The organism is Pseudomonas sp. YL2, from assembly GCF_023063025.1.
Lineage (GTDB): Bacteria > Pseudomonadota > Gammaproteobacteria > Pseudomonadales > Pseudomonadaceae > Aquipseudomonas > Aquipseudomonas putida_A.
In genome coordinates this window covers 230,605-256,336 of record NZ_JAJSLU010000004.1, presented here as the reverse complement: position 1 = coordinate 256,336, position 25,732 = coordinate 230,605, and the positions used below count along the sequence as shown (strand labels likewise).

Annotated in this window: 24 protein-coding genes and 1 pseudogene; 15 read left to right on the top strand and 10 right to left on the bottom strand. The window is 61.3% G+C overall.

The features are described 5' to 3' along the window. Window positions 1–244: 244 nt before the first annotated feature. Window positions 245–1,186, top strand: coding sequence for an AEC family transporter (locus tag LVD08_RS08580; RefSeq protein WP_134785438.1), 942 nt, complete (start codon window positions 245–247; stop codon window positions 1,184–1,186). Window positions 1,187–1,295: 109 nt separating this feature from the next. Here the strand turns inward: LVD08_RS08580 and LVD08_RS08575 are convergent, their stop codons facing one another. The 6 genes from LVD08_RS08575 to gatC all read right to left on the bottom strand — a co-directional run bounded on the left by LVD08_RS08575 (window position 1,296) and on the right by gatC (window position 6,558). Continuing rightward, window positions 1,296–1,676 carry a carboxymuconolactone decarboxylase family protein gene (locus tag LVD08_RS08575; protein WP_027610831.1) on the bottom strand — a complete coding sequence of 127 codons (381 nt, stop codon included), beginning with the start codon at window positions 1,674–1,676 and terminating at the stop codon, window positions 1,296–1,298. Next, entirely contained in the window at window positions 1,673–2,734 is a 1,062-nt protein-coding gene (locus LVD08_RS08570) for a calcium/sodium antiporter (RefSeq protein ID WP_247267914.1), read from the bottom strand. Before LVD08_RS08570 ends, LVD08_RS08575 begins: the two co-directional genes overlap by 4 nt. A 46-nt stretch (window positions 2,735–2,780) precedes the next feature. After that, on the bottom strand, window positions 2,781–3,155 hold the full coding sequence (locus tag LVD08_RS08565) for a septal ring lytic transglycosylase RlpA family protein (protein WP_202370182.1): 375 nt from the start codon (window positions 3,153–3,155) through the stop codon (window positions 2,781–2,783). A gap of 191 nt (window positions 3,156–3,346) precedes the next feature. Continuing rightward, the gene (gene gatB / locus LVD08_RS08560; protein WP_007961565.1) at window positions 3,347–4,792 is read right to left on the bottom strand and encodes an Asp-tRNA(Asn)/Glu-tRNA(Gln) amidotransferase subunit GatB; all 1,446 of its coding nucleotides are present in this window, start codon (window positions 4,790–4,792) and stop codon (window positions 3,347–3,349) included. Window positions 4,793–4,802: 10 nt separating this feature from the next. After that, entirely contained in the window at window positions 4,803–6,254 is a 1,452-nt protein-coding gene (gene gatA, locus LVD08_RS08555; protein WP_003221655.1) for an Asp-tRNA(Asn)/Glu-tRNA(Gln) amidotransferase subunit GatA, read from the bottom strand. A 16-nt stretch (window positions 6,255–6,270) separates the two neighbouring features. Then, window positions 6,271–6,558 (bottom strand): Asp-tRNA(Asn)/Glu-tRNA(Gln) amidotransferase subunit GatC, encoded by a 288-nt coding sequence (gene gatC / locus LVD08_RS08550; protein ID WP_003221657.1) that lies wholly within the window; start codon window positions 6,556–6,558, stop codon window positions 6,271–6,273. Window positions 6,559–6,769: 211 nt separating this feature from the next. Between gatC and mreB the strand changes: the two genes are divergently transcribed. From mreB to tldD, 8 genes are all read left to right on the top strand, one after another. After that, window positions 6,770–7,807 carry a rod shape-determining protein MreB gene (gene mreB, locus LVD08_RS08545; RefSeq protein ID WP_002555108.1) on the top strand — a complete coding sequence of 346 codons (1,038 nt, stop codon included), beginning with the start codon at window positions 6,770–6,772 and terminating at the stop codon, window positions 7,805–7,807. Between the two features lie 141 nt (window positions 7,808–7,948). Further along, window positions 7,949–9,061, top strand: coding sequence for a rod shape-determining protein MreC (gene mreC / locus LVD08_RS08540; RefSeq protein ID WP_342453876.1), 1,113 nt, complete (start codon window positions 7,949–7,951; stop codon window positions 9,059–9,061). Further along, window positions 9,061–9,552, top strand: coding sequence for a rod shape-determining protein MreD (mreD, locus tag LVD08_RS08535; RefSeq protein ID WP_096795347.1), 492 nt, complete (start codon window positions 9,061–9,063; stop codon window positions 9,550–9,552). The genes mreC and mreD overlap by 1 nt, the downstream gene beginning before the upstream one ends. A gap of 44 nt (window positions 9,553–9,596) precedes the next feature. Next, window positions 9,597–10,193, top strand: a complete 597-nt coding sequence (locus tag LVD08_RS08530) for a Maf family protein (protein WP_247267912.1) — start codon at window positions 9,597–9,599, stop codon at window positions 10,191–10,193. A 58-nt stretch (window positions 10,194–10,251) separates the two neighbouring features. Beyond that, entirely contained in the window at window positions 10,252–11,709 is a 1,458-nt protein-coding gene (gene rng, locus LVD08_RS08525; RefSeq protein WP_007961585.1) for a ribonuclease G, read from the top strand. 75 nt (window positions 11,710–11,784) lie between these two features. Continuing rightward, window positions 11,785–15,588: a YhdP family protein gene (locus LVD08_RS08520; RefSeq protein WP_247267911.1), complete on the top strand. Its 3,804-nt coding sequence runs from the start codon at window positions 11,785–11,787 to the stop codon at window positions 15,586–15,588. Between the two features lie 58 nt (window positions 15,589–15,646). Then, window positions 15,647–16,507, top strand: a complete 861-nt coding sequence (locus LVD08_RS08515; RefSeq protein WP_096795350.1) for a carbon-nitrogen hydrolase family protein — start codon at window positions 15,647–15,649, stop codon at window positions 16,505–16,507. A 4-nt stretch (window positions 16,508–16,511) separates the two neighbouring features. Beyond that, complete coding sequence (gene tldD / locus LVD08_RS08510; RefSeq protein ID WP_007961588.1) at window positions 16,512–17,954, top strand: metalloprotease TldD; 1,443 nt, start codon at window positions 16,512–16,514, stop codon at window positions 17,952–17,954. 51 nt (window positions 17,955–18,005) lie between these two features. Here the strand turns inward: tldD and yjgA are convergent, their stop codons facing one another. Further along, complete coding sequence (yjgA, locus tag LVD08_RS08505) at window positions 18,006–18,530, bottom strand: ribosome biogenesis factor YjgA (RefSeq protein ID WP_007961589.1); 525 nt, start codon at window positions 18,528–18,530, stop codon at window positions 18,006–18,008. 108 nt (window positions 18,531–18,638) lie between these two features. On the opposite strand from yjgA, the pseudogene pmbA reads away from it, so the two are divergent. From pmbA to LVD08_RS08475, 6 genes and pseudogenes are all read left to right on the top strand, one after another. Next, window positions 18,639–19,952, top strand: a pseudogene (gene pmbA / locus LVD08_RS08500) (metalloprotease PmbA); the annotation flags it as partial. Between the two features lie 281 nt (window positions 19,953–20,233). Then, window positions 20,234–20,641 carry a FagA protein gene (locus tag LVD08_RS08495; RefSeq protein ID WP_247267910.1) on the top strand — a complete coding sequence of 136 codons (408 nt, stop codon included), beginning with the start codon at window positions 20,234–20,236 and terminating at the stop codon, window positions 20,639–20,641. Further along, window positions 20,622–21,998 (top strand): class II fumarate hydratase, encoded by a 1,377-nt coding sequence (locus LVD08_RS08490; RefSeq protein ID WP_247267909.1) that lies wholly within the window; start codon window positions 20,622–20,624, stop codon window positions 21,996–21,998. The genes LVD08_RS08495 and LVD08_RS08490 overlap by 20 nt, the downstream gene beginning before the upstream one ends. Before the next feature lie 27 nt (window positions 21,999–22,025). Next, complete coding sequence (locus LVD08_RS08485) at window positions 22,026–22,466, top strand: hypothetical protein (RefSeq protein ID WP_007967199.1); 441 nt, start codon at window positions 22,026–22,028, stop codon at window positions 22,464–22,466. 1 nt (window position 22,467) lies between these two features. Next, window positions 22,468–23,079 carry a superoxide dismutase gene (locus LVD08_RS08480; RefSeq protein WP_247267908.1) on the top strand — a complete coding sequence of 204 codons (612 nt, stop codon included), beginning with the start codon at window positions 22,468–22,470 and terminating at the stop codon, window positions 23,077–23,079. Window positions 23,080–23,109: 30 nt separating this feature from the next. Next, complete coding sequence (locus LVD08_RS08475; RefSeq protein ID WP_247267907.1) at window positions 23,110–24,003, top strand: ZIP family metal transporter; 894 nt, start codon at window positions 23,110–23,112, stop codon at window positions 24,001–24,003. Between the two features lie 109 nt (window positions 24,004–24,112). Here LVD08_RS08475 and LVD08_RS08470 read toward each other — a convergent pair whose 3' ends face one another. Genes LVD08_RS08470 through ptsN form a run of 3 tightly spaced genes read right to left on the bottom strand, consistent with a single transcriptional unit; the run spans window position 24,113 to window position 25,728 of the window. Further along, entirely contained in the window at window positions 24,113–24,388 is a 276-nt protein-coding gene (locus LVD08_RS08470) for an HPr family phosphocarrier protein (RefSeq protein WP_003221684.1), read from the bottom strand. A 15-nt stretch (window positions 24,389–24,403) separates the two neighbouring features. Continuing rightward, entirely contained in the window at window positions 24,404–25,261 is an 858-nt protein-coding gene (gene rapZ / locus LVD08_RS08465) for an RNase adapter RapZ (RefSeq protein WP_027610844.1), read from the bottom strand. Between the two features lie 2 nt (window positions 25,262–25,263). Next, complete coding sequence (ptsN, locus tag LVD08_RS08460) at window positions 25,264–25,728, bottom strand: PTS IIA-like nitrogen regulatory protein PtsN (RefSeq protein ID WP_027610845.1); 465 nt, start codon at window positions 25,726–25,728, stop codon at window positions 25,264–25,266. Window positions 25,729–25,732: the final 4 nt, after the last annotated feature.

Genomic DNA, 25,732 nt, shown 5'->3' with positions numbered 1-25,732 from the left:
AGCTACCCTCACCCCAACCCTCTCCCGGAGGGAGAGGGGGCCGATCCGGGAATATTTTAGTAATACACCGACCTGAAAATGCTTTGCCGAATCCATAGTCGACTCGGTATTGCAGGTCGATGTATGACGCACCACACCTCAGTCAGTCCCCTCTCCCTCCGGGAGAGGGTTAGGGTGAGGGGCTTTTCAAGCTTTTGGCTTATCATTAAGCCCTGACGACGCTCACCCAAAGGCTCCCCCCGGCATGCTGGCAATCTTCCTCGAAACCCTGAACATCACCGCGCCGGTGTTCGCCATGCTGTTCCTCGGGGTGTTGCTCAAGCGCATCGACTGGATCAACGACAACTTCATCCACACCGCCTCGGCGCTGGTGTTCAACGTCAGCATGCCGGCACTGTTGTTTCTCGGGATCTTGCATGCGGACCTGCATGCCGCGCTGCAACCGGCGCTGCTGATTTATTTTGCGATCGCGACGCTGGTGAGTTTTGCCCTGGCCTGGGGCTGGGCGATCATCAAGTGCCCGCGTGAAGATCGCGGCATCTACACCCAGGGCGCGTTTCGCGGCAACAACGGGGTGATCGGTCTGGCGCTGGCGGCGAGCATGTACGGCGACTACGGGATTTCCCTCGGGGCGATTCTCGCGGCGCTGGTGATCCTGTTTTACAACACCCTGTCGACCATCGTGCTCGCGGTGTACAGCCCGGTGATCAAGTCCGATCCGTGGAGCATCTGCAAAAGCGTGTTCAGCAACCCGCTGATCATCAGCGTGATTGCCGCCGCGCCGTTCGCGTATTTTCAGATCAGCCTGCCCGGCTGGCTGGAAACCTCCGGCCAGTATCTGGCGCAAACCACCTTGCCGCTGGCGCTGATCTGCATTGGCGGCACGCTGTCACTGGCGGCGCTGCGCAAGAGCGGCAGCATGGCGCTGAGTTCGAGTCTGGTGAAGATGATCGGCCTGCCGGTGCTGGCAACGCTGGGGGCGTGGTTGTGGGGCTTTCGCGGGGCGGAGCTGGGGATTCTGTTTCTGTACTTCGGCAGCCCGACGGCGGCGGCCAGTTTCGTCATGGCCCGGGCGGCGCAGGGCAATCATGAGCTGGCGGCAGCGATCATTGTGCTGACCACGCTGATGGCGGCGGTGACCACCAATATCGGGATCTTTCTGTTGCAGTGGGGTGGGTGGATCTGACTGACAGATCTTCAGTGGCTGACAGGGCCTCTTCGCGAGCAGGCTCGCTCTCACAGGGAAATGCATTCCCAATGTGGGAGCGGGCTTGCTCGCGAAGGCGTCAGTTCGATCATTCAGGTTTCTGATAGGTATCGATCACTTCCTGCGCCGCACGAAACGCATCGATCGCCGCCGGCACCCCGGCGTACACCGCGCAATGCAGCAGCGCCTCGCGAATCTCTTCGACCGTGCAGCCATTGTTCAGCGCGCCACGCACGTGGCCCTTCAATTCCTGCGGGCACTTCAACGCGGTCAGCGCAGCAAGGGTAATCAGGCTGCGGGTTTTCAGCGGCAGACCTTCGCGATTCCACACGCCGCCCCAGGCGTGTTCATTGACGAAATCCTGCAACGGCTGAGTGAATTCAGTGGCGTTGCCCAAGGCGCGATCAACGAACGCATCGCCCATTACCTGACGGCGGATTTCAACCCCGGTTTTCTGCGAATCGGTCATGGCACATCCCTCTTGTGGTGTTGGCGGCGCCAGGCGCGTACGGACGTGAACAACAGAAACGCCAGCAGCGTCGGCAGCACGTAGAACAGCATCAGTTTTTCCAGTTTGCCGGCCAGCGGCATGCCGGTGGTGAACGACACCACGTGCAGCCCGTAAGCCGCGTACAAACCGAGCAACAACAAACCTTCGGCGCGGGTCACGCGGTAGCCGGAATAGAACACCGGCAGGCACAGCGCGGCGACGCCGAGCATCACCGGCAAGTCGAAATCCAGCGCGTTCGGCGAGACCGACAACGGTGTCGGCGCAATCAACGCAGTGACCCCGAGCACCCCGAGCAGGTTGAACAGGTTGGCGCCAATCACGTTGCCCACGGCGATATCGCGTTGTCCGCGCAATGCGGCGATCAGCGAGGTGGCGAGTTCCGGCAGCGAGGTGCCGACCGCAACCACCGTCAGACCGATCACCCGTTCGGAGAAGCCCAGATCGGTCGCCACCGCCACCGCTGCGCCGAGCAGTAAATGTCCGGCGAACACCAACAGCGCGAGGCCGACGATGATCATCAGCAGACTGCTGAACCACGGCACCTGCGGAAGTTGTGCCGATTCCGAATGCGGGCGCGCCGAGTGCCGCGACTGGCGCAGCAACAGGCCCAGATACAACGCCAATGCCGCGAGCAACAGCACGCCGTCGAAGCGGCCGATCTGTTCATTCCAAGCGAGGACGAACACCAGCAGGCTGGCGCCGATCATCAGTGGAATATCCAGGCGCACCAGTTGCCGCGAGACCCGCAGCGGAATGATCAGCGCCGACAGACCGAGGGTCACGAGGATGTTGAAGATGCTGCTGCCGATCACGCTGCCGACGGCAATGTCGGGGTTGTGCGCCAGGGTCGCTTGCAAGCTGACCGCCATCTGCGGGGCGCTGCTGCCGAGGGCGACGATGGTCAGGCCGATGATCAGCGGCCGCACATGCAGGCGCGCGGCGAGACGCACGGCGGCGCGCACCATCAGTTCGGCGCCGAGGATCAGCAGGATCAGGCCGCTGAGCAGTTCGATCACATTGATCAGCGGTAAATCGGCTAGAGCAAAAATGGTCAGCGCTCCATCAGTCGTCGAGGGCCTGTATGCGCACCCGCGCCGTGCCGCTACCGAGCATGCCGAGGCGTTCGGCGGCTTCACGCGAGACGTCGATCAAGCGGCCACGGGTGTGCGGGCCGCGATCATTGATGCGCACAACGCAGGATTTGTCGTTTTTCAGGTTGGTGACCTTCACCCGGGTGCCGAATGGCAATTGGCGGTGGGCGGCGGTCAGGGAATGCTGGTTGAACGGCTCGCCACTGGCGGTGCGTTTACCGTGGTGCCTGGCACCGTAATAGGAGGCGACACCGGTCTGGTCGTAACCGTGCGGGTCGATGATGTCGTTGCTGGCGCAACCGGCGAGCAAGGAGAGCAGGGCGCAGGCGCCGAGCAGGCGTTTCATTCGGAAGCTCCCAAAATAATTGTGGCGAGGGAGCTTGCTCCCGCTCGGCCGCGAAGCGGTCGCAAAACCGGCAACCGTATTCTTTTTGGAAGAGTGCGGTTGCCGACTTGGGTCTGCTGCGCAGACCAGCGGGAGCAAGCTCCCTCGCCACAGGGGATCAGAGCCAGTAATAAATGCTGGCTCCATTGTGGTCAGCCTTCGAGCTTGCTTTTCAGCAGTTCGTTCACTTGCTGCGGGTTGGCTTTGCCTTTCGAAGCCTTCATGGCCTGACCGACAAAGAAGCCGAACATCTTGCCGCGTTTGGCTTCGTCTGCCGCACGGTATTGTTCGACCTGCTCGGCGTTGGCCGCGAGCATTTCGTCCAGCACCGCGGAGATCGCGCCGCTGTCGGTCACTTGCTTGAGGCCGCGCTTGTCGATGATCTCGTCCGCGGTGCCTTCGCCATTGGCCATCGCTTCGAACACCACTTTGGCGATCTTGCCGGAGATGGTGTTGTCCTTGATGCGCTGCAGCATGCCGCCCAACAGTTCAGCGGAAACCGGCGATTCGTCGATGTCCAGGCCTTGCTTGTTGAGCAGGCTGCCCAACTCGACCATCACCCAGTTCGCCGCCAGTTTGGCGTCGCCACCAATGGCTGCGACCTTCTCGAAGTAGTCCGCTTGCTCACGGCTGGTAGCCAGCACGTTGGCGTCGTAGGCCGACAGACCGAACTGGCTCTGGAAGCGCTCGCGTTTTTGCGGTGGCAGTTCCGGCAGGGTGGCGCGCACCTCGCCGAGGAACGACTCTTCGATGACTACTGGCAGCAGGTCCGGGTCGGGGAAGTAACGATAGTCGTTGGCTTCCTCTTTGGAGCGCATCGGACGGGTCTCGTCCTTGTTCGGATCGTACAGACGGGTCTGCTGGATCACTTTGCCGCCGTCTTCGATCAGCTCGATCTGCCGCTGGATCTCGGAGTTGATGGCCTTCTCGATGAAACGGAACGAGTTGACGTTCTTGATCTCGCAGCGGGTGCCGAACTCGACCTGGCCTTTCGGCCGTACCGAGACGTTGCAGTCGCAACGCAGCGAGCCTTCGGCCATGTTGCCGTCACAGATGCCCAGATAACGTACCAACGCGTGGATCGCCTTGACGTAAGCCACGGCTTCCTTGGCGCTGCGCATGTCCGGCTCGGAAACGATTTCCAGCAGCGGCGTGCCGGCACGGTTCAGGTCAATGCCGGTGGCACCGTTGAATTCTTCGTGCAGGCTCTTGCCGGCGTCTTCTTCCAGGTGCGCGCGGGTGATGCCGACACGTTTGACGGTGCCGTCTTCCAGCGCGATGTCCAGGTGACCCTTGCCGACGATCGGCAATTCCATCTGGCTGATCTGGTAGCCCTTCGGCAGGTCCGGGTAGAAGTAGTTTTTGCGGGCGAACACGTTGTGCTGACCGATCTCGGCGTCAATCGCCAGACCGAACATCACCGCCATGCGCACCGCTTCCTGGTTCAGCACCGGCAATACGCCGGGCATGCCCAGGTCGATCAGGCTGGCCTGGGTGTTCGGCTCGGAGCCGAACTGGGTGGAACTACCGGAAAAGATTTTCGACCGGGTAGTGAGCTGAGTGTGAATCTCCAGCCCGATCACGACTTCCCATTGCATGTGTGTCTCCTCAGAAGCCGGTTGGGGTGCGGGTGTGCCAGTCAGTGTTCAACTGATACTGGTGCGCAACGTTGAGCAAACGGCCTTCCTGGAAATACGGCGCAAGCAACTGCACGCCCACCGGCAGACCGTCGACAAAACCGGCCGGCATCGACAGGCCCGGCAGGCCCGCGAGGTTGGCGGTGATGGTGTAGACGTCTTCCAGATAGGCAGCGACCGGGTCGCTGTTCTTCGCGCCGAGCTTCCAGGCCGGGTTCGGCGTGGTCGGGCCGAGGATGATGTCGACTTCATTAAAAGCCGCCATGAAGTCGTTTTTCACCAGGCGACGGATCTTCTGCGCTTTCAGGTAGTAGGCGTCGTAGTAACCGGCGGACAGCGCGTAGGCACCGACCATGATCCGGCGCTGCACTTCCGGCCCGAATCCTTCGCCACGGGAGCGTTTGTACAGGTCGATCAGGTTTTCCGGGTTCTCGCAGCGATGGCCGAAGCGCACGCCGTCGAAACGCGACAGGTTCGAGGAGGCCTCGGCTGGCGCGATCACGTAGTACGCAGGAATCGCGTGCTGCATGTTCGGCAGGCTGATTTCCTTGATCACGGCACCGAGCTTCTGCAGCTCTTTGATGCTGTTCTGGATCAGGTCGGCGATGCGCGGGTCGAGACCGGCGCTGAAGTATTCCTTCGGCACGCCGATGCGCAGGCCCTGCAGCGAAGTGTTGAGGCTGGCGGAGTAATCCGGAACCGGCTCATCGATGCTGGTGGAGTCGTTCTGGTCGAACCCGGCCATACCTTGCAACAAAATCGCGCAGTCTTCGGCCGTACGCGCCAACGGGCCACCCTGATCGAGGCTGGAGGCGTAAGCGATCATGCCCCAGCGCGAAACACGACCGTACGTCGGTTTCAGGCCTGTGAGGTTGGTGAATGCAGCGGGCTGACGGATCGAACCACCGGTATCGGTGGCCGTGGCCGCCGGCAACAGACGAGCGGCAACCGCCGCCGCCGAACCACCGGACGAACCGCCCGGCACGTGTTCCAGGTTCCACGGGTTTTTCACCGCGCCGTACCAGCTCGACTCGTTGGCCGAACCCATGGCGAATTCGTCCATGTTGGTCTTGCCCAGGGTCACGGCGCCGGCAGCGGCCAGTTTCGCGACCACGGTGGCGTCGTACGGGGCCTTGAAGTTGTCGAGCATCTTCGAACCGCAGCTGGTGCGGATGCCTTGAGTGCAGAACAGGTCCTTGTGGGCGATCGGCGCACCGAGCAGGGCGCCGCTCTCACCGTTGGCCCGGCGTGCATCGGCGGCTTTCGCCTGCTCGAGTGCCAGCTCTTCGGTGAGGCTGATGAAACTGTTGAGCTGCGGATCGAGCTGGGTAATACGCGCCAGCAGGACTTTGGTCAGCTCTTCGGAGGAAAACTTTTTATCGGCGAGACCGCGGGCGATCTCGGCCAGAGTCATTTGATGCATTGCAGGCTCTTTCCCTTTAGTCGATGACTTTCGGAACCAGATACAGGCCGTTTTCGACCGCTGGTGCGATGGACTGATAGGCCTCGCGGTGATTGGTCTCGGTCACGACGTCGGCGCGCAGGCGCTGACTGGCTTCCAGCGGGTGGGCCAAAGGCTCGATACCGTCGGTATCGACGGCCTGCATTTCGTCGACCAGCCCGAGAATGCTGTTGAGGGCGGAAGTAATGTGCGGAAGATCGGCATCATTCAGGCCGAGGCAGGCCAGATGTGCGATTTTTTCCACGTCGGAGCGTTCTAGCGCCATCGGGATTCTCCAGTGGAAAACAGAACGGACGGCGTCCGTGTGTTAGATTGTCGGAACACTACCGCACTTCTACGGTCATAAGGCCGCGATTGTGGGGCTTGGTGCACAGAAAAGCGGCCAATTTAACATATTGGCGCCTTGCCCAAAATCCCTGTCGTTGTTAGAGTTTGCCGCACTTTTTTACCCACGCGTTGCCTAGGGTCCCTTTCCCATGTTCAAGAAACTGCGTGGCATGTTTTCCAGCGATCTTTCCATTGACCTGGGCACTGCCAACACCCTTATTTACGTGCGCGAGCGCGGTATCGTCCTGAATGAGCCATCGGTTGTGGCCATTCGGACACACGGTAACCAGAAAAGTGTCGTTGCTGTCGGCACCGAAGCCAAGCGCATGCTCGGCCGTACGCCGGGCAACATTGCTGCCATTCGTCCGATGAAGGACGGCGTGATCGCCGACTTCAGCGTCTGCGAAAAGATGCTGCAATACTTTATCAACAAGGTTCACGAAAACAGCTTTCTGCAGCCCAGCCCTCGTGTGCTGATCTGCGTTCCATGCAAATCCACCCAGGTTGAGCGTCGTGCCATCCGTGAATCGGCCCTCGGTGCCGGTGCCCGTGAAGTGTTCCTGATCGAAGAGCCGATGGCTGCTGCGATCGGTGCCGGCCTGCCGGTTGAAGAAGCACGCGGTTCGATGGTCGTCGATATTGGTGGTGGTACCACTGAAATCGCGCTGATCTCCCTGAACGGTGTGGTCTACGCCGAATCCGTCCGCGTGGGCGGCGACCGCTTCGACGAAGCGATCATCACCTACGTGCGCCGCAACTACGGCAGCCTGATCGGTGAATCGACTGCCGAGCGCATCAAGCAGGAAATCGGTACGGCCTACCCGGGCGGCGAAGTGCGCGAAGTCGACGTTCGCGGTCGCAACCTGGCCGAAGGCGTTCCACGTGCATTCACCCTGAACTCCAACGAAGTGCTGGAAGCTCTGCAAGAGTCCCTGGCCACTATCGTTCAGGCGGTGAAAAGCGCCCTGGAGCAATCGCCGCCGGAACTGGCTTCCGACATCGCCGAGCGTGGCCTGGTGCTGACCGGTGGTGGCGCACTGCTGCGTGACCTCGACAAGTTGCTGGCCCAGGAAACCGGTCTGCCGGTGATCGTTGCCGAAGATCCGCTGACCTGCGTTGCTCGCGGCGGTGGCCGTGCATTGGAAATGATGGACAAGCACACCATGGACCTGCTCTCCAGCGAATAAGCGCCGGTTTGCAATACGTGGGTGAGCGCACAGGCAGCACTTTGCAGTGCTGCCTGTTGGCGTTTATCTTCTGTCAGTCTTCATCCAGGCCGGTTTGATGCCGTATGAATAAACAGAACATTTGCCTGGGAGGAGCGGCTTATTAAACCGCTTTTCGCCAAAGGCCCTTCGTTGGGTGTGCGCCTGTTGGTGCTGGCCGTGCTGTCGGTCGCGCTGATGGTGGTCGATGCCCGCTTCGACCTGCTCAAGCCCGCGCGCAAACAAGCGTCGCTGGTGTTGATGGACGCCTACTGGATCACCGACCTGCCCGGACGGCTGTGGGAAGGGATCGCCAGTCAGTTCGGCAGCCGCACCGAGCTGGTCGCCGAAAACGAAAAACTCAAGACCGAGAACCTGCTGTTGCAGGGGCGCATGCAGAAGCTTGCCGCCCTTACCGAGCAGAACGTGCGGCTGCGCGAGTTGCTCAATTCCTCCGCACTGGTCAACGAAAAGGTCGAGGTGGCCGAGTTGATCGGCATGGACCCCAATCCCTTCACCCATCGCATCATCATCAATAAAGGTGAGCGCGATGGCGTGGTGCTCGGTCAGCCGGTGCTCGATGCACGCGGCCTGATGGGCCAGGTGGTCGAGTTGATGCCGTACACCTCCCGGGTGCTGCTGCTGACCGACACCACTCACAGCATTCCTGTGCAGGTGAACCGTAACGGTCTGCGGGCGATTGCCAGCGGCACCGGTAACCCGGAACGCCTGGAACTGCGCCACGTCGCCGATACCGCCGACATCAAGGAAGGCGATCTGCTGGTGAGCTCCGGCCTGGGTCAGCGTTTCCCGGCCGGTTATCCGGTGGCGACGGTCAAGGAAGTCATCCACGATTCCGGCCAGCCGTTCGCAATTGTCCGCGCGGTGCCGACCGCTGCGTTGAACCGCAGCCGTTATCTGCTGCTGGTGTTCAGTGACAACCGCACCGCCGAAGAGCGCGCCAACGATGCGGCGCAGGCCCAGGAAAATCTCGATGCGCAGGGCGGTGGCCCGATGCTTCCGGCCACGGTGCCGAAAGTCGTCAACACACCGGCAGCGGCGGCAACGCCAGCTGCGTCGACCGCTCCAGCGCCCGCTGCTGCGGCCAGCACCACGCCGGCCAAACCTGCGGCCAAGCCAGCGGCGGCAAGCAAGCCGCCAGCTTCCCAGCCTGCTGCGCGTCCGGCGGCGAAACCGCCCGTAACTGCGCCGGGCAACACAGGGAGACAAGAATAATGGTCGGCGCTACCGCTTCGCGTAACGGCTGGATTGTCTGGCTGACGTTTGTCTTCGGCATCCTGCTCAGCGTTTCACCGCTGCCGATGTTCATGGAAATCCTGCGTCCCCTCTGGCTGGCCTTGCTGCTGACTTTCTGGGCGTTGTACATGCCGCATACAGTCGGCATGGTCACCGCGTTCTGCCTGGGGCTGGCCGAAGACGTGCTGCAGGGCGATCTGCTTGGCCAGAATGCCTTGATCCTGACGCTGATCACTTTCCTCGTGCTGTCGTTGCAGCAGCGTCTGCGGATGTTCCCGATGTGGCAGCAATGCCTGGTGATCCTGGTGATCTTCGGCCTCGCTCAACTGGTTCAACTGTGGCTCAGCGCCTTGACCGGCAATCGTCAGCCCACCCTGGCGCTGGTACTGCCGGCACTGGTCAGTGCCTTGCTCTGGCCTTGGGTCAGCTTCGCTTTGCGTGGATTGCGCCGGCGCTACAAAATCAACTGATTCGGTCAGGCATGTGCCCGCACCTCGACAAGGGAGATGTCTTGATGAAGCCGCTTTACCTCGCCTCTGGTTCGCCGCGTCGGCGTGAGTTGCTCACGCAGATCGGCGTGCCGTTCTCCGCCATCAGTGCGGACATCGATGAAACCCCGATCCCCGAAGAATCGCCCTCGGCCTATGTCGAACGCCTGGCGCGTGGCAAGGCCGAGGCCGGCCGACGCACGCTGGTGGCCGACGCGGCGTTTTGCGTTCTGGGCGCGGACACCGCCGTGGTGCTCGAAGGCAAAATTCTTGGCAAACCGGTGGACGAAGCCGATGCATGCGCCATGCTGATGATGTTGTCCGGCAAGGAGCATGAAGTGCTGACCGCCATCGCCGTGCTCGAAGGCGAGCGCTGTGAGTCGCGCGTGGTGCGCAGTCTGGTGCGGTTCCGCCCGATCAGTCGCGAAGAAGCTGCGGCCTACTGGGCCAGTGGTGAACCCCGGGACAAGGCCGGCGGTTATGGCATTCAGGGCCTCGGCGCGGTGTTTGTCGCCGGGCTCAATGGCAGCTATTCGGCGGTGGTCGGGCTGCCGGTTTGCGAAACCGCAGAACTGTTGGGCCATTTCGGCATACCCTGTTGGCAAAACCTGAACGCGCAATGAGCGTCGTACGAATCAAGATGCGGCCATTATCGTGAACATGCCTGAACGAGACCCTGCCATGAGTGAAGAGATTCTGATCAACATCACGCCGATGGAATCGCGCGTGGCGGTGGTCGAAAACGGTGTGCTGCAAGAAGTCCATGTCGAGCGCACGCAAAAACGCGGGATCGTCGGCAACATCTATAAGGGCAAGATTGTCCGGGTGCTGCCGGGCATGCAGGCGGCATTCGTCGACATCGGTCTGGATCGTGCGGCATTCATCCACGCCTCGGAAATCTCCCTTCGCGAAGGCCCGGCGGTGGAAAGCATCAGCGCGCTGGTGCACGAAGGGCAGAGCCTGGTGGTACAGGTGACCAAGGATCCGATCGGTTCGAAGGGCGCGCGCCTGACCACGCAGCTGTCGATTCCGTCGCGCTATCTGGTGTACATGCCGCGCACCGCCCACGTCGGCATTTCCCTGAAAATCGAAGACGAAGCCGAGCGCGAGCGCCTCAAGCAGGTGGTCAGCGATTGTGTGGCCAAAGAAGGAATCAAAGAGGCCGGTGGCTTCATCCTGCGTACCGCCGCCGAAGGTGCCGGGGCTGATGAAATCCTCATGGACATCCGCTACCTGCGCCGCCTGTGGGATCAGATCAATGCGCAGATCCAGACCATCGGCGCGCCAAGTGTGATCTACGAAGACCTCGGTCTGGCCCTGCGTACTTTGCGTGATCTGGTCAGCCCGAAGATCGAGAAGATCCGCATCGATTCCCGGGAAACGTTCCAGAAAACCACGCAGTTCGTCGCCGAACTGATGCCGGAGATTGCCGATCGTCTGGAGCACTATCCGGGCGAGCGGCCGATTTTCGACCTGTATGGCGTCGAAGACGAAATCCAGAAAGCCCTCGAGCGCAAAGTGCCGCTCAAGTCCGGCGGCTATCTGGTGGTCGATCCGGCGGAAGCCATGACCACCATCGACGTCAACACCGGCGCGTTTGTAGGCCATCGCAACCTTGAAGAAACCATCTTCAAGACCAACCTCGAAGCCGCCACCGCGATTGCCCGGCAGATGCGCCTGCGCAATCTGGGCGGGATCATCATCATCGACTTCATCGACATGGAAGATGAGGAGCATCAGCGTCAAGTGCTGCGCACCCTGGAAAAACAGCTCGAACGTGATCACGCCAAGACCAACATCATCGGCATCACCGAGTTGGGCCTGGTGCAGATGACCCGCAAGCGCACCCGCGAAAGTCTTGAACAAGTGCTGTGCGAGCCGTGCAGCAGTTGCCAGGGCCGGGGCAAGCTGAAGACCCCGGAAACCATCTGTTACGAGATTTTCCGCGAGATTCTGCGCGAAGCCCGCGCCTATCAGGCCGAAGGTTACCGGGTGCTGGCGAACCAGAAAGTGGTGGACCGTTTGCTCGATGAAGAATCCGGTAACGTCGCCGAGCTTGAAGGGTTTATCGGCCGCACCATACGCTTTCAGGTCGAAACCATGTATTCCCAGGAACAATATGACGTGGTGCTGCTCTGAACCCCTGCAGCACATTTAATCCACAACGGCTGGCCTCAGCTTTCAGTAGTTTTTTTGCCATGGGAGCCAACTGACATGGAGCGTCTGACACGCATTTTGGCCGCACTGACCCGCTGGGGGCTGGGCCTGTGCGCGTTGGTTCTGGTGTTGATGGCATTGTACGTCAGCCTCGGTCGGGAACTGACGCCACTGGTGGCGGAATACCGCACCGATATCGAAGACAAGGCCACGGCTGCGCTCGGCATGCCGTTGCAGATCGGCGAACTGGAAGGCAACTGGAGCGGCTTCGCGCCGATTCTGCTGGCCCATGATGTGATGGTCGGTGACGGCGCCAATGCCTTGCGTCTGGATCGGGTGCGCGTGGTGCCTGACCTCTGGGCCAGTCTGCTGTCGCGCGAAGTGCGTATCGCCCATCTGGAATTGAACGGCCTGAAGATCAGTGTCAAAGAAGCACAGGACGGCACCTGGGCGCTGGAAGGCCTGCCGGTGCAGAACGACCAGCCGCTGGATCCCGAACAATTGTTCAAGCGCTCGCAGATGGTTCAGCAACTGTCGGTGCTCGACAGTCAGGTGACCGTGCAGCCGCTGGATCAGGCGCCGATGACCTTTACTTATGTCGGTCTAAATCTGAAAACCGGCAGCAGCCGTCAGCGTCTCGATGCTCGTCTGACCTTGCCCGATGGGCAACCAGTGGCGATGAGCCTGCGTACACGGATTCGCCCCTCTCAATTGCCGAACAGTTCGGTGGAAGGTTATGTCAGCCTGCCGCAAAGCGACTGGTCGAAGTGGCTGCCTGAGCGTGTGACTCAACAGTGGAATTTTTCCGAGATCAAAGCGGGCGGCGAGCTGTGGGTGAACTGGAACGACGGCGCTCTGCAAAGCGCCGCCATCCGTTTGAACGCACCACAGGTGACCGGCGCTTATGCCGAGCGCAAGCCGATCAAGATCAGCAATCTGGCGCTCAACGGCTATTACCAGCGCGATGACGAGGGCGCGATTGTCACTCTCGATTCGCTGGCGATGAACTTCGGCGAGACCCGCTGGGAATCCCATGTGCAGCTCAAGCAGACGGTGGCCACCGATAAAACCGATGAGTTGTGGCACTTGCAGGCCGACCGCCTCGACCTGACACCGATCACGCCGTTGCTCAATGCGCTGGGGCCGTTGCCCGAAAACGTCGCTACGGTCGTCGACCACCTGAAGGTGACGGGTGGACTGCGCAACGTGCTGCTGGATTTTCGTCCCAATGCCACCGACGGCTCGAAATTCGGCTTTGCGGCCAACCTCGATAATGTCGGTTTCGATGCCTATCACGGTGCCCCGGCGGCGCGAAACGTCAGTGGCAGCCTCAGCGGCAACCTCGACGGTGGCGAGTTACGCCTGGACAGCAAGGATTTCGTCCTGCACCTCGACCCGATCTTCGCCAAGCCATGGCAATACATCCAGGCCAATGCCCGACTGACCTGGAAGCTCGATAAAGAAGGTTTTACCCTGATCGCGCCGTACCTGAAAGTGCTGGGCGAAGAGGGCAAAATTGCCGGCGACTTCCTGATCCGCCTGCACTTCGACCATAGCCAGGAAGACTACATGGACCTGCGCGTCGGGCTGGTCGATGGCGATGGTCGCTACACCGCCAAATACCTGCCCGAAGTCTTGAGCCCGGCCCTCGACGAGTGGCTGCGTACAGCGATCCTCAAGGGCGCCGTGGATCAGGGCTTCTTCCAGTACCAGGGTTCGCTGAGCAAAAACGCCAAGGACGTGGATCGCAGCATCAGCCTGTTCTTCAAGGTGCATGACGCCGAGCTGGCGTTCCAGCCGGGCTGGCCGCACGTGAGCAAGGTCAGCGGCGATGTGTTCATCGAGGACAGCGGCGTGCGCATCGTGGCCGACAAGGGCCAGTTGCTCGACACCCAGGTCAGCGACGTTTTCGTCAACATTCCCCATGTGCCGGCCGGGCAGCCCACCCATCTGTTGCTCGACGGCGGATTTGTCGGCGGGCTGGGCGATGGCTTGAAGATTCTGCAGACCGCGCCGATCGGTACCGGCGAAACCTTTGCCGGCTGGGAAGGCGAGGGTGATCTGCAGGGTAAGGTCAAACTCGACATTCCGCTGGAAAAGGGCGATCTGCCGAAGATCCTCGTCGATTTCAAAACCGCCAATGCGCGCCTGAAACTGGCCGAGCCGAAGCTGGAACTGAGCCAGCTCAAGGGCGATTTCCGTTTTGACAGCGCCAAGGGGCTGAACGGGCAGAACATCGCCGCCAGGGCCTTCGACAAGCCGGTGACCGCGCAGATTTTCGCTGATGGCAGCCCGAACAAGCTCAAGACTCGGGTCGCGGCTTCCGGGCAGGTCGAGGTCAAGAAGCTCACTGACTGGCTGGGCGTGACTCAGCCGTTGCCGGTGTCCGGGACCCTTCCGTATCAGTTGCAGGTCAACCTTGACGGCACTGACAGTCAGCTCACTGTCAGCTCCAGCATGAAAGGTGTGGCAGTGGATCTGCCGGCACCGTTCGGCATGTCGGCCGAGCAGGGTCGTGACACGGTGTTCCGCATGACGTTGCAAGGTGCGGAGCGGCGTTACTGGGTCAACTACGATCAACTGGCGAGCTTCACCTTCGCCGCGCCGCCGAGCAATATCGCCGATGGTCGCGGTGAGCTGTTTCTCGGTACGGGCGATGCAGTTCTGCCGGAGGCCAAGGGTTTGCGCATTCGTGGTGTGCTGTCGGAGCTGGACGTCGCGCCGTGGCAGGATCTGGTCAGCAAATACGCCGGCAACGATCCGGGCGGCAGTGCCAAACAATTGCTCAACAGTGCCGACTTCAAGGTGGGCAAGCTCACCGCCTTCGGCACCACGCTGGATCAGGCTGCTGTACAGGTCAATCGCAAGCCATGGGCGTGGAATCTGGCGCTCGACAGCCAGCAGGCCAAGGGTTCGGCCAGCCTGCCCGATGCCAAGGGCGCGCCGATCGCGGTCAATCTGCAACACGTACGTCTGCCGGCGCCGGATCCGACGGTGCAGGCTGACGAGAATTCGCCTGATCCGCTGGTTTCGGTCGACCCGACGAAGATTCCCGCGCTGGATATCACCATCAATCAGTTGTTTCTGGGCCAGGATCTGGTCGGTGGCTGGTCGCTGAAAGTTCGCCCGACGGCCAAAGGCATTGCCCTGAACAATCTCGATATGGGCCTCAAGGGCATCCTGTTGCAGGGCAATGGCGGCTGGGAAGGGGCGCCGGGTTCGACCAACAGCTGGTTCAACGGCCGGATCAGCGGCAAGAACCTTGCCGATGTGCTCAAGGGCTGGGGCTTTGCGCCGAGCGTGACCAGTGAAGAGTTCCACATGGATGTCGATGGCCGCTGGCCGGGCTCGCCGGCATGGCTGGCAACCAAGCGCTTCTCCGGCACGCTGGATGCCTCGCTCAATAAAGGTCAGTTCGTTGAAGTGGAGGGCGGCGCGCAGGCGTTGCGGGTGTTCGGTCTGCTCAACTTCAACTCCATCGGCCGTCGTCTGCGCCTGGACTTCTCCGACTTGTTTGGCAAAGGCTTGAGCTACGATCGGGTCAAGGGCCTGTTGGTGGCAAATAACGGCGTGTATGTCACCCGCGAGCCGATTCGTCTGACCGGTCCTTCGAGCAATCTTGAGCTGGACGGTACGCTGGATCTGGTCGGTGATAAGGTCGATGCGAAATTGCTGGTGACCTTGCCGGTGACCAACAACCTGCCGATTGCCGCGTTGATCGTCGGCGCGCCGGCGGTCGGCGGGGCGCTGTTCCTGATCGACAAGCTGATCGGCGACCGCGTGGCGCGCTTCGCCAGCGTCAAGTACACCGTCAAAGGCCCGTGGAAAGAGCCGAAAATCACCTTCGACAAGCCTTTTTGAACAGCCACATCCCAGGCCTATGGAGTAGCATGGCCGCATACCTGTTACGGAGTGCGCCATGTCTTTAGCGGTGATTCAAATGGTCAGCCAGAGTGATGTGCTGGCCAATCTGGCGCAGGCTCGACGCCTGCTCGAACAGGCCGCGGCCGGCGGCGCGAAGCTGGCGGTGCTGCCGGAAAACTTCGCCGCCATGGGCCGTCGCGACATCGCCGACATCGGCCGTGCCGAAGCGCTTGGCGAAGGTCCGATCCTGCCATGGTTGAAACAGACCGCCCGCGACCTCAAGTTATGGATAGTGGCCGGCACCTTGCCGTTGCCGCCGCTTGGGCAACCGGACGCCAAGTCGCATGCCTGTTCGCTGCTGGTCAACGATCAGGGTGAAACCGTGGCACGGTATGACAAGTTGCACCTGTTCGATGTTGATGTGGCGGACAATCGCGGGCGGTATCGCGAATCCGATGACTATGCTTATGGCAGTGGCGTGGTGGTCGCAGACACGCCGGTTGGCCGAGTCGGCCTGACCGTGTGTTACGACCTGCGCTTTCCGGAGCTGTACAGCGAATTGCGCGCCGCCGGTGCCGAGTTGATTACCGCCCCGTCGGCCTTCACCGCAGTGACCGGTGCGGCGCACTGGGATGTGCTGATTCGCGCTCGGGCCATCGAGACGCAGTGTTATGTATTGGCGGCAGCGCAGGGCGGGACTCACCCGGGACCGCGTGAAACCTTCGGTCATGCGGCGATTGTCGACCCGTGGGGCCGTGTGCTGGCGCATCAGGATCAAGGCGAGGCGGTATTGTTGGCCGCACGCGACAGTGATGAACAAGCGTCTATCAGGGCGCGAATGCCGGTGACGAGTCATCGGCGGTTTTTCTCGCAGGGCGCCCAGCGGCCTGCTTCAGAACATGAATTTAAGGCGTAAACCTATGAGCGAGTTGTTGTCCTCAGTCAGTGATCACCTGTTGGCGCCCGGCGGCGTGACCATCGAGAGCCTGCAAGGTGTGCTCGGCGATCTGGCCGGCCCGGGCATCGATGCTGCCGATCTGTATTTCCAGGGCCAGATCTCTGAATCGTGGTCGCTGGAAGACGGTATCGTCAAGGAAGGCAGCTTCAACCTCGACCAAGGTGTTGGCGTGCGTGCGCAGTCCGGCGAGAAAACCGGTTTTGCCTACAGCAACGCGATCACCCTCGAAGCCCTGGGCGCTGCGGCCCGTGCCGCCCGCTCGATCTCCCGCGCCGGGCAGAACGGCACGGTGCAGGCGTTCAGCACTCAGGATGTCGCGCAGTTGTATGCGCCGGACAATCCGCTGGAAGTGTTGAGCCGCGCCGAGAAAGTCGAGCTGCTCAAGCGCATCGACGTCGCTACCCGCGCCCTCGACCCACGGATTCAGCAGGTCAGCGTGAGCATGGCCGGGGTCTGGGAACGGATTCTGGTGGCGTCCACCGACGGTGGCCTGGCCGCTGATGTGCGTCCGCTGGTGCGTTTCAACGTCAGCGTGATCGTCGAGCAGAATGGCCGTCGCGAGCGCGGCGGACATGGCGGCGGCGGGCGTACCGACTACCGTTATTTCCTCGCCGAAGACCGTGCCATGGGCTATGCCCGTGAAGCGCTGCGTCAGGCGCTGGTGAATCTGGAAGCGATTCCGGCACCGGCCGGCACCTTGCCTGTCGTCCTCGGTTCGGGCTGGTCCGGTGTGCTGCTGCACGAAGCGGTCGGTCACGGTCTGGAAGGCGACTTCAACCGCAAGGGCAGTTCGGCCTACAGCGGGCGGATGGGCGAAATGGTTGCCTCCAAGCTCTGCACCATTGTCGATGACGGCACGTTGAGCGGTCGTCGCGGTTCGCTGAGCGTCGACGACGAAGGCACACCGACCGAGTGCACCACGCTGATCGAAAACGGCGTGCTCAAGGGTTACATGCAGGACAAGCTCAACGCACGCCTGATGGGCGTAGCCCGTACCGGCAACGGTCGTCGCGAGTCCTACGCGCATCTGCCGATGCCGCGCATGACCAACACTTACATGTTGGGTGGCGAGAGCGATCCGGCGGAAATCATCGCGTCGGTGAAGAAGGGCATCTACTGCGCCAACCTTGGCGGCGGTCAGGTCGACATCACCAGCGGCAAGTTCGTGTTCTCCACCAGTGAGGCGTACCTGATCGAGGACGGCAAGATCACCGCGCCGGTCAAGGGCGCGACGTTGATCGGCAACGGCCCCGAGGCGATGAGCCGGGTGTCGATGGTCGGTAACGATCTGGCGCTGGACAGCGGTGTGGGCACGTGCGGCAAGGACGGGCAGTCGGTGCCGGTGGGTGTCGGTCAGCCGACGCTGAAGATCGATGCGATTACCGTGGGTGGCACGGGCGCATAAAAAGAGGTGGAGCTGCGGGTGGCGCGCAGGGCGGCCACCCGATGGCGAGTATCAACGCAGGCCGCGTTGGGTATCGTCCAGCTCACGGATGTACTTGAAGATCTTGCGGCTGGAAGCAGGAGGTTTGTTGTGTGCAACCTCGTGCTGAGCCTGACGGATCAGGGAACGCAGTTGCTGGCGATCGGCGTCGGGGTATTCGACGACGAATTTCTCCAGCACGGCATCGTCACCGGCGATCAGGCGGTCACGCCAGCGTTCGAGGTTGTGGAAACGCTCGTTGTACTGACGGGTGGAGGCATCGAGTTGATCGAGCAGGACCAGAATCGCGTCAGTGTCCTGATCGCGCATCAGTTTGCCGATGAACTGCAGGTGCCGTTTACGCGCGATGTTCGCGGTGTGCTTCGGCGCATCAGCCAGGGCCCGGCGCAAGGCGTCGGTCAATGGCAGTTTTGCCTGCAAGTCGGGCTTGAGTGTTGTAAGGCGCTCGCCAAGGTCAACCAGAGCATGCAGCTCGCGTTTGACCTGAGATTTGCTTTTTTCTCCCGTATCGAGGGAGTCGTCGTAAGAATCAACCATGGTGGCAGTCCGCAAAGAAACGCCGCCATGATAACCAGTCGGGGGCCGCTTGTCCGGCCCGGTCGCTCGATGACCCCAGCCGAAAGCAGAATTTGAGTGGAGATGAGCATGAGTGCAGTTCAAAGCGTCGGCCCGCAAGCATTGCCGGCACTGCAGGAACAGGTCGAGCAGATCATCGCCGAAGCCAAGCGTCAGGGAGCCAGTGCCTGCGAAGTCGCGGTGTCGCTGGAGCAGGGTTTATCGACGTCGGTGCGTCAGCGTGAGGTCGAGACGGTCGAATTCAATCGCGACCAGGGCTTTGGCATCACCCTGTACGTCGGCCAGCGCAAAGGCTCGGCCAGCACGTCCGCCACCGGGCCGGACGCGATTCGTGAAACCGTTGCCGCTGCACTGGCGATCGCCAAACATACCTCTGAAGACGAAGCCTCGGGCCTCGCCGATGCCGCGCTGATGGCCAGGGATGTGCAGGATTTCGACCTGTTCCACGAATGGGACATCACCCCGGAGCAGGCCATCGAGAAGGCGTTGCTCTGTGAAGCCGCCGCGTTCGACGCCGATGCGCGAATCAAGAACGCTGACGGCACCACCCTCAGCACCCATCAGGGCTGCCGTGTATATGGCAACAGCCACGGTTTCATCGGTGGTTACGCGTCGACCCGGCACAGCCTGAGCTGCGTGATGATCGCCGAAGCCGACGGCCAGATGCAGCGCGATTACTGGTATGACGTCAATCGTCAGGGCAGCTTGCTGGCGGATCCGGTGAGCATCGGCCAGCGTGCCGCGCAACGTGCCGCGAGCCGTCTGGGCGCGCGTCCGGTACCGACCTGCGAAGTGCCGGTGCTGTTTTCCGCTGAACTGGCGGGCGGCTTGTTCGGCAGCTTCCTGTCTGCGGTGTCTGGCGGCAGTCTGTATCGCAAATCGTCGTTCCTCGAAGGCACGCTGGGGCAGAAGCTGTTTCCGGAATGGCTGACCATCGACGAGCGTCCGCACCTGATGCGCGCCATGGGCAGTGCGTCCTATGACGGTGATGGTCTGGCCACCTATGCCAAACCGTTCGTCGAGAAGGGCGAGCTGGTGTCGTACATCCTCGGCACATACTCCGGGCGCAAACTCGGCATGCCGAGCACTGCCAATGCGGGAGGCGTACACAACCTGTTCGTCACTCACGGTGATGAAGATCAGGCGGCGCTGTTGAAGCGCATGGGCCGTGGCTTGTTGGTTACCGAGTTGATGGGCCATGGCTTGAACATGGTCACCGGCGACTATTCGCGTGGGGCGGCGGGGTTCTGGGTCGAGAACGGCGAAATCCAGTTCGCGGTGCAGGAAGTGACCATCGCCGGCAACATGCGCGACATGTTCAAGCAGATCGTCGCAGTCGGTAATGATCTGGAGCTGCGCAGCAATATTCGTACGGGCCGGGTGCGGACGGGGAGGCGGACGGGCGGGGCCAGCTATCCCCCAGCGGGCAGACAAGAAGGCCCCGCCCCCTCGTGGGGGGGCGCGCCTTTTTTCTTGGCTCCACACAAAACCTTGTGGGAGCGAGCCTGCTCGCGAAAGCGATAGCAGCCTACTGCAGCGGCGACTCACACGACGCCTTCGCGAGCAGGCTCGCTCCCGCAATGGAGTCTGTGTAACCAGGCGCTCTTGTTTTGGTTCTCATTATCATCTAATAATAAATCTCATCTCCGAACGAGTCCCGGATCATGAGTTCTGCCTTGCACGAGCAGCCGTACCTCGAAAGCTGGCGCTGGATGAGTCGCCAGATCCGTTGCGCGATGGATCCTGACGAGCCGCGCCTGATCGAACATTACCTGGCCGAAGGCCGTTATCTGGCCTGTTGCACCGCGACTTCCCCATGGACCATCGCTGAAACCTCCTTCCGTTTGCTGCTCGACACGGCCACCGACATCGCCTTGCCGTGGCACTGGCGCAACCTGTGTCTCGATCAAGCCTGGCGGCCGTTGCGTGAAATGGAGCGCCTGTCGCTGTGCAACTGCCGGCTCCAGCGCTGGCAGCGCTACACCTGGCAACTGGCGACCTGCGAGTTGCTTCCCTCGATTCCTCTCATTGAATTAGTCCAAGGATTTACCGATGACCAAGACACGTATTGAGCGCGACAGCATGGGCGAATTGCAGGTGCCGGTGGACGCTCTCTACGGCGCGCAGACCCAACGCGCAGTGGATAACTTCCCGATCAGCGGCAAGCCGATGCCAACGCAATTCATCCGTGCGCTGATCCTCGCCAAAGCCGCCGCCGCGCGGGCCAACGTCGAGCTCAACCAGCTCAGCGCCGGCCAGGGCAAAGCTATCAGCGATGCCGCGCAAGGCCTGCTCGAAGGCGATTTCATGCAGCATTTCCCGGTGGATATCTTCCAGACCGGCTCCGGCACCAGCTCCAACATGAACGCCAACGAAGTGATCGCGACCCTCGCCAGCCGCCTGCTCGGCGAGCCGGTCAACCCGAACGATCACGTCAACTGCGGCCAGAGCAGCAACGACATCATTCCGACCACCATCCACGTCAGCGCGGCGTTGACCCTGCATGAGCAGCTGTTGCCGGCGCTGTTGCATCTGGTGCAGGTCATCGAAAACAAAGCCGATCAGGTGCACCACCACGTCAAAACCGGCCGTACGCACTTGATGGACGCGATGCCGGTGCGCATGAGTCAGGTGCTCAATGGCTGGGCGCAGCAGCTCAAGGCCAACATCGGTCATCTGCAGGATTTACTGCCGAGCCTGCAATCGCTGGCGCAGGGCGGTACGGCGGTCGGCACCGGGATCAACGCGCATCCGGAATTCGCCGCGCGTTTCAGCCGCCAGCTCAGCCAACTGACGAATGTGCAATTCACTCCGGGCAAGGATCTGTTCGCCCTGATCGGCTCGCAGGACACCGCCGTCGCCGTCTCCGGTCAGCTCAAGGCCACCGCCGTGTCGCTGATGAAAATCGCCAACGACCTGCGCTGGATGAACTCCGGTCCGCTCGCCGGCCTTGGCGAGATCGAACTGGAAGCCCTGCAACCGGGTTCGTCGATCATGCCGGGCAAGGTGAATCCGGTGATCCCGGAAGCCACCGCCATGGTCGCCGCACAAGTGATCGGTAACGATTCGGTGGTCACCATCGCCGGCCAGTCGGGCAATTTCGAACTGAACGTGATGCTGCCGATCATCGCCCAGAACCTGCTGAGCAGCATCGAACTGCTGGCCAATGCCAGTCGTCTGCTCGGCGACAAGGCCATCGCCAGCTTCAAGGTCAACGAGTCGCGGCTCAAGGAAGCGTTGTCGCGCAACCCGATTCTGGTGACCGCGCTCAATCCGATCATCGGTTATCAGAAAGCCGCGGAAATCGCCAAGCAGGCCTACAAGCAAGGGCGTCCGGTGATCGACGTCGCCCTGGAACACACCGACCTGTCGCGCAGCCAACTGGAAGAGTTGCTCAACCCCGAGAAACTCACCGCCGGCGGCGTGTAAACCCCGCAACCGCTTTGGAGGCTCACCATGGAGCACTGGAAACGCACGATCGAACGGGCCAATCGCTGCTTCATGCTGGGCGAGCTGATTGATGCCCGCGAGGCTTATCTGCAAGCCCTGGCCCTGGCGCAAGTACTGTTCGAACGCTGGGCGGACGCCGACGAAGCGGTGGCGGCGTGCGTCATCTCCCACCACAACCTCGCGGATCTGCATTTGCGCCTGAATCAGCCGGAGGAAAGTGCGGAGTACCTCTGCGCGATTCATCAACGGCTGTTGCAGACCATGCAGGACGAGCGCCTGCGTCCAGCACTGCGTGAAGCGGCGTTGCGCCAGAGCAGCAAGACCTACGTCGAACTGCTGAACTTCATCAGCGAGCATGGCGAATACCCGCGCACCCAGCGCCTGCTGCACCCGGACACCGGCAATGCACGCCGCGCGTCAGCCTCACATCACCATGGAGTCCACTGAAATGGCTTTTACCTTGCCTGCCTTGCCGTACGCCTACGATGCCCTGGAACCGCACATCGATGCGCAAACCATGGAGATCCACTACACCAAGCACCACCAGACCTACATCAACAACCTCAATGCCGCCGTCGAAGGCACCGAGTACGCCGAATGGCCGGTGGAAAAACTGGTCGCCAGCGTTCAGCAGTTGCCGGAAAAACTTCGCGCGGCGGTGATCAACCAGGGCGGCGGGCATGCCAACCATTCGTTGTTCTGGGAAGTCATGGTACCCAACGGCGGTGGCAAGCCGGACGGCGCGCTGGCCAAGGCCATCGAGGCGCAACTGGGCGGCCTCGACAGCTTCAAGGAAGCCTTCACCAAAGCCGCGTTGACCCGTTTCGGCAGCGGCTGGGCCTGGCTCAGCGTGACCCCGGAGAAAAAACTGGTCGTGGAAAGTAGCGGCAATCAGGACAGCCCGTTGATGAACGGCAACACGCCGATTCTCGGTCTGGATGTTTGGGAACACGCCTATTACCTGCTTTATCAGAACCGTCGCCCGGAATACATCAACGCGTTCTACAACGTGATCAACTGGCCGGAAGTTGCTGCGCGCTACCAGGCTGCACTGGTTTAAGTCTTCTATAAAAACAATCCAGGGCTGACTATGGGCACTGAAACACTGGCGATTGGCGGTGGGCGTATGTTTCGTTACGCGGTCGGGTCGCTGTTGCTGCTGGCGGGCATGACCCTGCTGGCCGTGCACGGGCTGGAATGGCTGGATCTGCAGCCGCGATTGTCACGCGCATTGCAGGGCGGCGCGATCTGCGCCCTCGGCACGGCGCTCGGCGCGGTGCCGGTGCTGGTGATCCGGCGTATGCCGCAGAGGCTCAGCGATACGCTACTGGGTTTCGGCGCCGGCGTGATGCTGGCGGCAACCGCGTTTTCGCTGATCGTGCCGGGCATCGCTGCTGCCGAAAGTCTGGGCCTGACACCGTTGGCCGCCAGCGGGCTGATCTGCTTCGGCATCATGCTTGGTGCATTCGGTTTGTATCTGGTGGATCTGAAACTGTCCGGCGCCTCACCGGAAATGCTCGTCGGTACCCCCGAGCACCCGGTGATTCCGCCGCGCATCTGGCTGTTCGTCTTCGCCATCATTGCTCACAACATCCCGGAAGGCATGGCGGTGGGGGTGTCCGCTGGCGGCGGCATGCCGGATGCCGACAGTCTGGCGATGGGCATCGCCTTGCAGGATGTGCCAGAGGGATTGGTGATTGCGCTGGTACTGGCGGGGGCGGGAATGTCGCGGGTCAAGGCATTCTTGATCGGTGCGGCGTCAGGACTGGTCGAACCGGTGTTTGCACTGCTCTGTGCCTGGCTGGTCAGTCTGGCGGAGCTGTTATTGCCGTTGGGGCTGGCGCTGGCGGCGGGGGCGATGTTGCTGGTGGTGACGCACGAAGTCATTCCGGAATCGCGCCGCAATGGTCATGACAAGCTGGCCAGTCTTGGCTTGCTGATCGGGTTTTGTCTGATGATGGTGATGGATACGGCGTTGGGTTGAATATCAAAAGATCGCAGCCTGCGGCAGCTCCTACATTGGAATGCGTTCACTGTAGGAACTGCCGCAGGCTGCGATCTTTTGATCTTTTGATCTTTTGATCTTTAAACGATCAACCACCCTCATCGAAGTAGTTGTTGATCAACGCCACCAGCGCATCCAGCGCTTCTTGTTCCTGATGGCCTTCGGTGCTCAGATAGATCTTCGTACCCTTGCCGGCGGCGAGCATCATCATCGCCATGATGCTTTTGCCATCCACTGTGGTTTCTGGCGTGCGACCCACTCTGATCGTGCAATCCGGGAACTGGCCCGCCACCCCGACGAACTTGGCCGACGCTCGGGCGTGCAGGCCCAGTTTATTGATGATTTCGATTTCCAGAGCAGGCATCGCGGTGTGAATCCTTTAAGTGAGGTCGCGGTGGCGAACCTGGACGTTCTTCAGGGTTTTCTGCAGGGCCTGACCCAGACGTTCGGTCAGGTAAACGGAGCGGTGATGCCCGCCGGTGCAGCCAATGGCAATGGTGACATAGGCGCGATTGCTCGCGGCAAAGCGTGGCAGCCATTTGTACAGGTAGCCGTAGATGTCCTGGAACATCTCCTCAACCTCCGGTTGTGCAGCCAGGTACTCGGCGACCGGTGCGTCGAGACCCGATTGTGCACGCAGTTCCGGTTTCCAGTAAGGATTGGGCAGGCAGCGCACATCAAACACCAGATCCGCGTCCACCGGCATGCCGCGCTTGAAGCCGAACGACTCGACCAGAAACGCCGTACCCGGCTCCGGCTGGTTCAGCAGGCGCAGTTTGATGGTGTCACGCAACTGGTACAGATTCAGATTGGTGGTGTTGACCTTGAGGTCGGCCAGGTCGGCGATCGGGCCGAGCAGGGCGGTTTCATCTTCGATCGCTTCGGCCAGCGAGCGGTTGGCAGTGCTCAATGGATGGCGCCGGCGGGTTTCCGAGAAGCGCTTGAGCAGGGTTTCTTCGTCGGCATCCAGATACAGCACATCGCACTGGATGTGCCGGGCACGGACTTCTTCAAGCAGTTCGGGGAAACGCGACAGGTGGCTCGGCAGATTGCGTGCATCGATCGACACGGCCACCAGCGGCTGGGCCAGTTCGGTGTGAATCAGGGCGCGTTCGGCGAGTTCCGGCAGCAGACCGGCCGGCAGGTTGTCGATGCAGTAGTAGCCGTTGTCCTCAAGGACATTCAGGGCGGTACTTTTACCCGAGCCGGAGCGGCCGCTGACGATGATCAAGCGCATGATTAATGACCGTTCTGCTCGCTCAGGACGACCTGATACAAGGCTTCGTTGCTCGGTGCGCTGCGCAGTTTTTCGCGCACTTCCTTGCGATCGAGCATGCTGGCGATCTGGCGCAGTAATTCCAGGTGGGCATCGGTGGCCGCTTCCGGGACCAGCAGTACAAACAGCAGGTCGACCGGTGCGCCGTCAATGGCATCGAAATCGATGGGGGCATCAAGGTGCATCAACGCGCTGATAGGCGCTTCGCAGCCTTTGAGGCGACAGTGGGGAATGGCGATGCCGTTGCCGAAACCGGTGGATCCGAGTTTCTCACGGGCTACCAGGCTCTCGAAAACATCCTGCATGGCCAGATCCGGCACTTCTTTATGGATGAGGTTGGCAATCTGTTCGAGGGCTTTCTTTTTACTGCCGCCCGGCACGTTCACCAGGGAACGGCCGGGGGTCAGGATACTTTCAAGTCGGATCATGGGT

Coding starts and splice junctions, on each gene's coding strand:
- LVD08_RS08580 (WP_134785438.1), top strand. CDS start 245: ATGCTGGCAATCTTCCTCGAAACCCTGAACATCACCGCGCCGGTGTTC.
- LVD08_RS08575 (WP_027610831.1), bottom strand. CDS start 1,676: ATGACCGATTCGCAGAAAACCGGGGTTGAAATCCGCCGTCAGGTAATG.
- LVD08_RS08565 (WP_202370182.1), bottom strand. CDS start 3,155: ATGAAACGCCTGCTCGGCGCCTGCGCCCTGCTCTCCTTGCTCGCCGGT.
- gatB (WP_007961565.1), bottom strand. CDS start 4,792: ATGCAATGGGAAGTCGTGATCGGGCTGGAGATTCACACTCAGCTCACT.
- gatA (WP_003221655.1), bottom strand. CDS start 6,254: ATGCATCAAATGACTCTGGCCGAGATCGCCCGCGGTCTCGCCGATAAA.
- gatC (WP_003221657.1), bottom strand. CDS start 6,558: ATGGCGCTAGAACGCTCCGACGTGGAAAAAATCGCACATCTGGCCTGC.
- mreB (WP_002555108.1), top strand. CDS start 6,770: ATGTTCAAGAAACTGCGTGGCATGTTTTCCAGCGATCTTTCCATTGAC.
- mreD (WP_096795347.1), top strand. CDS start 9,061: ATGGTCGGCGCTACCGCTTCGCGTAACGGCTGGATTGTCTGGCTGACG.
- LVD08_RS08530 (WP_247267912.1), top strand. CDS start 9,597: ATGAAGCCGCTTTACCTCGCCTCTGGTTCGCCGCGTCGGCGTGAGTTG.
- rng (WP_007961585.1), top strand. CDS start 10,252: ATGAGTGAAGAGATTCTGATCAACATCACGCCGATGGAATCGCGCGTG.
- LVD08_RS08520 (WP_247267911.1), top strand. CDS start 11,785: ATGGAGCGTCTGACACGCATTTTGGCCGCACTGACCCGCTGGGGGCTG.
- LVD08_RS08515 (WP_096795350.1), top strand. CDS start 15,647: ATGTCTTTAGCGGTGATTCAAATGGTCAGCCAGAGTGATGTGCTGGCC.
- tldD (WP_007961588.1), top strand. CDS start 16,512: ATGAGCGAGTTGTTGTCCTCAGTCAGTGATCACCTGTTGGCGCCCGGC.
- yjgA (WP_007961589.1), bottom strand. CDS start 18,530: ATGGTTGATTCTTACGACGACTCCCTCGATACGGGAGAAAAAAGCAAA.
- LVD08_RS08495 (WP_247267910.1), top strand. CDS start 20,234: ATGAGTTCTGCCTTGCACGAGCAGCCGTACCTCGAAAGCTGGCGCTGG.
- LVD08_RS08490 (WP_247267909.1), top strand. CDS start 20,622: ATGACCAAGACACGTATTGAGCGCGACAGCATGGGCGAATTGCAGGTG.
- LVD08_RS08485 (WP_007967199.1), top strand. CDS start 22,026: ATGGAGCACTGGAAACGCACGATCGAACGGGCCAATCGCTGCTTCATG.
- LVD08_RS08480 (WP_247267908.1), top strand. CDS start 22,468: ATGGCTTTTACCTTGCCTGCCTTGCCGTACGCCTACGATGCCCTGGAA.
- LVD08_RS08475 (WP_247267907.1), top strand. CDS start 23,110: ATGGGCACTGAAACACTGGCGATTGGCGGTGGGCGTATGTTTCGTTAC.
- LVD08_RS08470 (WP_003221684.1), bottom strand. CDS start 24,388: ATGCCTGCTCTGGAAATCGAAATCATCAATAAACTGGGCCTGCACGCC.
- rapZ (WP_027610844.1), bottom strand. CDS start 25,261: ATGCGCTTGATCATCGTCAGCGGCCGCTCCGGCTCGGGTAAAAGTACC.
- ptsN (WP_027610845.1), bottom strand. CDS start 25,728: ATGATCCGACTTGAAAGTATCCTGACCCCCGGCCGTTCCCTGGTGAAC.